We start from the raw sequence: 6,489 nt of genomic DNA, 5'->3' as shown, positions 1-6,489 counted from the left end.
CCCTGGCCGCGGGCGACCAGCCGCCGCGCGGTCTCGATGTCCAGCGGCCACGACGGCGGGCAGCGCAGGTCGTCCTCGCTGAGCCCGGCACCGGACAGGATCTTCCGCACCCCGTCAACGTGGAAGTCCTCACCGGAGTGGCTTGCCGCGGCCAGCGCGAGCAGTTCGGAGTCCAGGCCGAGCCCGCAGCGGAGCATCGCCGCCGCCTGCAGCGGCTTGTTCGCCGACCGCGGGAAGACGGGCGTGTTGGCGCTGCCCGTGGTGAACGCGAACGTGCCGTCGGCGGCGAGCGCCGCCACCGCGCCGCGGTGCCGGGACTCCACGAAACCGGACCGGACGACCTCGGCGAGCACAGGGTTCACGGCAACGTCTGCCGGGGACAGCTGTTCGAGGGTCACCGCACCATTATGGTCCGTATCGCCCGTTAGGCTGGCATTTCATGCGAGCAGTCGTGCAGCGGGTGACCCAGGCCAGCGTCACCGTCGACGGTCAGGTCACCGGCGCGATCGACGAGGGCGCCGGACCGGGGCTGCTCGTGCTGGTCGGCGTTACCCACGACGACAGCTCCGGCATTGCGGGCAAACTCGCCAGGAAGCTCTGGGGCCTGCGCATTCTCGACGGCGAGAAGTCCTGCGAAGACCTCGGCGCCCCGCTGCTCGTCGTCAGCCAGTTCACCCTGTACGGCGACACCAGCAAGGGCCGCCGCCCCACCTGGCAGGCGGCCGCGCCAGGTCCGGTCGCGGAGCCGCTGGTGGACGCGGTCATCGGCGAGCTCAGGAACCTCGGCGCGCACGTCGAGACGGGGCAGTTCGGCGCCGACATGAAGGTCGCGTTCGTCAACGACGGCCCGGTCACGCTCATCCTGGAGCTGTGACGCGAAGAAACGGGCCCGTTCGGGATAAGGAGAAAAACCTCAGCCCGCGGCGACCTTAGCCCTGGTCAGCCCGGCCTGCTCGCACTGCGGGCGGCCGAGCAGCGATAGCTTGTCTGACGACGCGTACGCCGAACGGCAGTAGTCCACCGCCTGCGACCCGCAGTAGTGGATCAGGGCGCCGCCCATGGTGTTGGGGATGTTGAAGTTCACGCAGCCGTTCGCCGACGAGCCGTACTGGTCGGAGCCGACCGCGCTCCAGATGCCCAGCGAGATCGCCGCGGCCAGCACGACGCCGAGCAGCGAGAAGACGATCATCTTCCCGCGCCTGGACAGCCTCGGACCGCCGGACAGCTGGTCCGCGCCGAGCCTGGTCTTGCTGTACACCATCGCCCCATTGTAGGAGTTACCGGTCACGACGCGAGTGTGCCGTCAGAAACAGAAGCGCGGGTGTTACCGTCTGCCCATAGCGCGTCGCAATGGAGCGAACCGCGCTCGAGACGGAGGTGACGGTTGTGGTTACGCGTGACACCGCATGGCCGGAGGGGACGCCGAGCTGGGTCGACGTCAGCGTCGGCGACATTCCCCTGGCCATCGGCTTCTACAGCGGCGTCTTCGGCTGGGAAGTCATACAGGGCGGCCCGGAAACCGGCGGTTACGCGATCGCGCACCTCGACGGCAGGACCGTCGCCGGGATCGGGCCGAAGATGGGGCCGCCCGACACGCCGACCGTCTGGACGATGTACCTGGCGACCAACGACGCGGACGCGACCGCCGCCAAGATCAAGGGCGCGGGCGGGCACCTGCTGATGGAGCCGATGGACGTGATGGACGTCGGGCGGATGGGGATCGCGGCCGACATCACCGGCGCCGCGTTCGGCATCTGGCAGGCCCGCGCGCACACCGGCGTCGGGCTGGCGAACGCGCCGGGCGCGCTCACCTGGAACGAGCACCTCAGCCGCGACTTCGAGGGAGCCAAGGCGTTCTACGCGGCGGTGTTCGGCTACGAGTACGGGGACATGAGCTCGGACGAGTTCAGCTACGCCACGTTGCTGCTGGACGGCCACGAGGTCGGCGGCATCGGCGGCTACCCGGACGGCACCCCGGCGGACATTCCGGCGGCCTGGTCCACGTACTTCGGCACCGCGGACACCGACAGCCAGGTCGCCGCCGTGACGAACAACGGGGGCAGCGTGGTGCGGCCGGCGGCAGACAGCCCCTACGGCCGGCTCGCGACCGTGGCCGACAACCAGGGCGCGGTCTTCAGCCTGATCTCGATCCCGCCGGGCGGCGAGTGACCGCCTTACGCGCCTAGACGCCCGCGACGGGCGGCGTCCCGTGCGTGTGGAACGAGTCGATCGTCTTCAGGCCCCAGGCCTGGCCCTTGGCGCGTTCGGCCTGCGTCCAGGTGACCGTCTCCCAGTCCGGCGCGAACACCAGCCGCCCGACCGCGTTGCACAGCTCGATCCTGTTGCCGCCCGGCTCGTACAGGTACAGGAAGAACGTCTGCTGGATCGCGTGCTTGTGCGGCCCGGTCTCGATGAACACGCCCTTGTCCAGGGCGATGTCCGCCGCGCGCAGGATGTCCTCGCGCGTGTCGGTGCGGAACGCGATGTGGTGCAGCCGCCCGCGGGTGCCGGTCCAGTCGTTGGTGTACACCACGTCGTAGCTCTTCTGCGCGAAGTGCGTCCACACGGCGGAGTAGGTGCCGTCGTCGAGCTGGATCCGCTCGGTGATCCTGGCGCCGAGCTGGTCCACCATGAAGTCCCCGCAGGCCGCGGAGTCGACCGCCAGGTAGTTGACGTGGTCCAGGTACCGGACGCTGACCCCGCGCCCCGGGTAAGCCTGCGCCTGGTTCTTCAGCGCCGGCGCGAGTTCCGGCGGCCGGACGCCCGCGTACCACTCGGTCTCGTAGTACAGGTCCATCTCGTGCCCGTCCGGGTCGTAGCAGGCGTAGGTCGGCCCGATGCCGGGGTCGCCGTCCTTCCAGCCGATCCCGAGCCCGCTCGCCTCGATCGCCTTGACCCGCCGGTCGAGCGCCTCGGCGCTCTCGGCGCGCATGCCGACCCGTGCGATGCCCGACGTGTGGTGCCCGGTCAGCTTGATCGTGTGCCGCTCGTAGTCGTCCCAGGTGCGCAGGTAGACGGAGCTGCCCTCGCTGCTGACGACGGTGAGGCCGAGCACCTCGGTGAAGAACCACACCGACTTGTCGAATTCCGGTGTGAGCAGCTCTAGGTATGCCAGGTGGGCTATGTCGTGCAGCGGGGGTCGTGACATGGTTCTTTTCTCCAGGCGTAGCTATCTGGGCTATCTCGGGAAGACGGTGCCGTCGAAAAGCTTGCGCGCCGTGCGCACCACGCCGGAGCGCAGCACCTTCGGCGGTGTCGTCGTGGTGTCGAGCTCGACCTCGACCTGGAGCGCCCCGCTGGGGTGCTCGATGCTCAGCCGGTGGCTGCCCTCCGGCGGCATGACGGCCAGGTCGCTGCCGACCGCGCCGGGGAGCATGACCGCGGTGCCGACGCTGACCGCGCCGAGTACCCCGATCGACTCGTGCACCCGGACCGGGATGAAGGTCCGCGTGGCGATCGTGCCGCTGCCCGATTCCGGCGCGGCGACTAGCGAGATCTTCGGGACGGTGGTGCCGCTCACGTCGCCGAGGCCCATCGCCTTGCCCGCTTCCAGGCGCAGCTCCTGGACCTTCTTGTTGAGCTCCTCGTCGGCCTCGAGCTCCTTGACGGACTCGTAGCCGGTCTTGCCGAAGCTGCTCGCGGCGACCACGACGACGGGCATCCCGTTGTCCACGCAGGTCACGGTGATCCCGTTGAACGTGTCGGTGATGTTGCCCGTCGGCAGCACGTTCTTGCCCGGCCCGTCGTCTTCGAAGTTGAGCACGATCGGCGCGGCGGTGCCTGGTACCCCGTCGATCGCGGTGTCCCCGCTGTACCGCGGCATGCCGTCGGGGGTCGGGAACGTGGCGGTCACGATGCTGTCGGTGTTCACCATCCGGATCCGGACGCTGGTCTGCTCCGGTTGCGCGGCGACCAGGCCGCGCTCGACGGCGAACGGGCCGATGCCGGCCAGGATGTTACCGCAGTTCTGCTTGTCGGTGACGACCGGCTGGTCGACGACGACCTGCAGGAACAGGTAGTCGACGTCGACGCCGTCCGTGGCGCTCGGGGAGACCACCGCGACCTTGGAGGTGAGCGGGTGCGCGCCGCCGATGCCGTCGATCTGCCGCGGATCCGGGCTGCCCATGACCCGCAGCAGCAGGTCGTCGCGCTCTGCTGGGCCGGCGGGCAGGTCGCTGGCGAGGAAGTACGCGCCCTTCGAGGTGCCGCCCCGCATCTGCATGCAGCGGATGCCGTCGCTCATGGTTTCCCGCCTCCCGCTAGCTTCCCTCGCCGGCCCGCTTGACGTACTCGGCGTAGCTGATCCGCTCGACCTTCTCGAGCTTGGGCCGCAGGTTGTACATGTCCACGCCGAGCGCGCCGTCGGCGAGCTGCTTGCGGTTCTTGTCCTCTTTGGCGACCCGGGCGGCGGAGGCGGTGACGGCCTTGTCCACGTCCGGGCGCGGCACGACGCACACGCCGTCATCGTCGGCGACGATCGCGTCACCCGGCCTGATCAGCTGGCCGCCGATGATGACGGGGACGTTGACGGAGCCGGGGGTCTCCTTGACCGTGCCCTGCGCCGAGACGTGGGCGGTCCAGGCCGGGAAGTCCATCTCCCGCAGCTCCTGGGTGTCGCGCAGCCCCGCGGCCATCACGAGGCCGCGCACGCCGTGGGCGCGCAGCGACGTCGCGAGCAGCTCGCCGAACGCGCCGTCGCTGTTCGGCGATGCCGTCGTGATCACCACGATGTCGCCAGGCCTGGCGTACTCGACCGCGGCGTGGATCATCAGGTTGTCACCCGGCCAGCACAGCACGGTCAGCGCGGTGCCCGCGACGCGGGTGCCCTGCTGGTTCGGCCGGACGGCCGGGCCGAGGTAGCCGGTACGGCCGATCGCCTCGTGGACGGTGGCGACGCCGTATTCGGCCAGCTTGGCTACCTGGCCGAGATCGGCACGCGGTGGGTCGGTGACGATGACGTTCAGCATGTCTGGGAGCCTCGGTTTCTCTCAGTCACTGTGTATTACGGAGCGTGCAGACCTTCGGTTCGGGTTCGTCTCCGGAATGCCGGGCGCCGCGGGTGGCATTCCGTCGCCGACGGCCCGCAGGGTCTTGATGACGCTGTTCAGGTGCCGCCGGACGGCCTCGTCCGCGTCGGCGGGCCGGCGGCCGGCGACCGCGTCGATGATGGCCAGGTGCTCGGGCAGCGACTGGCTGGGGCGGCCCGGCCGCTGCGCGAGCTGGAACTGGTGCCTGACGAGCTGGGCGTGCAGCCGGTCGAGCAGGCCGACCGCGGTGGCCTGGCCGGAGATGGCCCCGACCCGGCGGTGCAGCTCCCTGTTGAGCTCGGAGTACTTCAGCGGGTTGCCGTCGGCGACCGCGCGCTTGAGCTGTTCGCCGAGCTCGCGGAGCCCGACGGCCTCCTCGTCGGTGATGCGCTCCGCCGCCTTGACCGCGCACAGCGCCTCGAGCGCCATCCGGCATTCGGTGATGGCGACCGCCTCGGCGGTGCTGACCACCCGGACGCGGGCGCCCCTGTTGGGGATGCGCTCGACGAGGCCATCGGCGGTAAGGTCGAGCAGCGCGGCCCGCAGGCTCTGCCGCGTCACCCCGAGCATCGCGGCGAGCTCTTCTTCGACGAGCCGCTGACCAGGGGCGACGTCCCCGCTCAAGATCGCCTGCCGGAGGGCGGCAAGCGCGTGCGTCCGTGCGGGTTCCCCAGCCTGAGGACCGCCCGGCGTAGGTCTGGGCATGCCCGGAGGCTACGTAACCCGCGCTTTCATTGTCAACAATCCGTCGGCCCAGGTCGCGTGATGTGTGGCAGCCCACGGACACACCCCGAACCAGGCTGTGGCCCCCCACAGCCGCCCGCCCCGTCCCGCGCCGCCCCGTCCCGCGGCCCCGGCTGCCGCATTAACCCTGGCTTTTCATGATCACGAAAGAAAAATCTCCTATGCGCATACTTTTCTTACGTCAAAACGGAATCACCCCTATTGCGGAGGTTTCGCGGGCCCTGAGAATTGCCGTTTCAGGGGAATTCTCGGTGTGATCCGGATGCGCCGGGCGGCCCCTGCGTGGCAGCATGGCGGCATGACATGGCGGACAGCCGGCGGCGGGATCGGGTCCATCGCGGCACGCGCCGCGGAGGGCGCGGAGCGGTCCGGAGCGCCGAGTCGGCGGCTACTCGCCGGTAACTTTACGGGTTTCTCCCAGCCGACCCGATACTTGATGGCATTATGTTACTTTTCCTCACATTTCTGTTCTGCCCGGAACGTCGGCGGACCGAGGGGCCCCCGGCATGAGCGTACGACGGGGATCTTGACCGTATGGGCTGGTGCACCACGCATGACCTGGACCGTTTCCTGACGGAGGCAGGCAGCTACCTCAGTTCACGAGCGGCCGAGAACATGCTTCTGCTGGCGGCGGCGCAGTCGGTCGGCGACGCCGACCAAGACGCGCGCCCGGCTGGCGCGCGCCTCGGTGGCCGCCACGACGCGCACGCCCCGCAGC

Annotated in this window: 8 protein-coding genes; 2 read left to right on the top strand and 6 right to left on the bottom strand. The window is 69.7% G+C overall.

The genetic code is table 11. The annotated features are described in order from the left end of the window. A partial coding sequence (locus WA805_RS23740) for an asparaginase (protein WP_425243438.1) occupies positions 1–398 on the bottom strand: 398 nt, incomplete at its 3' end. A gap of 41 nt (positions 399–439) precedes the next feature. On the opposite strand from WA805_RS23740, the gene dtd reads away from it, so the two are divergent. Then, positions 440–874, top strand: coding sequence for a D-aminoacyl-tRNA deacylase (gene dtd / locus WA805_RS23735; RefSeq protein ID WP_422288897.1), 435 nt, complete (start codon positions 440–442; stop codon positions 872–874). Positions 875–913: 39 nt separating this feature from the next. On the opposite strand, the gene WA805_RS23730 is transcribed toward dtd, so the two are convergent. After that, positions 914–1,261, bottom strand: coding sequence for a hypothetical protein (locus tag WA805_RS23730; protein ID WP_422273842.1), 348 nt, complete (start codon positions 1,259–1,261; stop codon positions 914–916). 125 nt (positions 1,262–1,386) lie between these two features. Here WA805_RS23730 and WA805_RS23725 point away from each other — a divergent pair, with 125 nt between their 5' ends. Then, the gene (locus WA805_RS23725) at positions 1,387–2,169 is read left to right on the top strand and encodes a VOC family protein (protein ID WP_425243437.1); all 783 of its coding nucleotides are present in this window, start codon (positions 1,387–1,389) and stop codon (positions 2,167–2,169) included. Between the two features lie 13 nt (positions 2,170–2,182). On the opposite strand, the gene WA805_RS23720 is transcribed toward WA805_RS23725, so the two are convergent. The 4 genes from WA805_RS23720 to WA805_RS23705 are packed head-to-tail and all read right to left on the bottom strand — an operon-like array spanning position 2,183 to position 5,732. Further along, entirely contained in the window at positions 2,183–3,148 is a 966-nt protein-coding gene (locus tag WA805_RS23720; protein WP_422273846.1) for a VOC family protein, read from the bottom strand. A 30-nt stretch (positions 3,149–3,178) separates the two neighbouring features. After that, positions 3,179–4,243 carry a 4-oxalomesaconate tautomerase gene (locus tag WA805_RS23715; protein ID WP_422288895.1) on the bottom strand — a complete coding sequence of 355 codons (1,065 nt, stop codon included), beginning with the start codon at positions 4,241–4,243 and terminating at the stop codon, positions 3,179–3,181. A 16-nt stretch (positions 4,244–4,259) separates the two neighbouring features. Further along, entirely contained in the window at positions 4,260–4,967 is a 708-nt protein-coding gene (locus WA805_RS23710; protein WP_422273850.1) for a 4-carboxy-4-hydroxy-2-oxoadipate aldolase/oxaloacetate decarboxylase, read from the bottom strand. 21 nt (positions 4,968–4,988) lie between these two features. Beyond that, positions 4,989–5,732, bottom strand: a complete 744-nt coding sequence (locus WA805_RS23705; RefSeq protein WP_422273852.1) for a GntR family transcriptional regulator — start codon at positions 5,730–5,732, stop codon at positions 4,989–4,991. Positions 5,733–6,489 lie beyond the last annotated feature (757 nt).

The sequence above is a fragment of the Trebonia sp. genome, from assembly GCF_049794275.1.
Classification (GTDB): domain Bacteria; phylum Actinomycetota; class Actinomycetes; order Streptosporangiales; family Streptosporangiaceae; genus Trebonia.
This window is presented reverse-complemented; position numbering and strand designations above follow the sequence as displayed.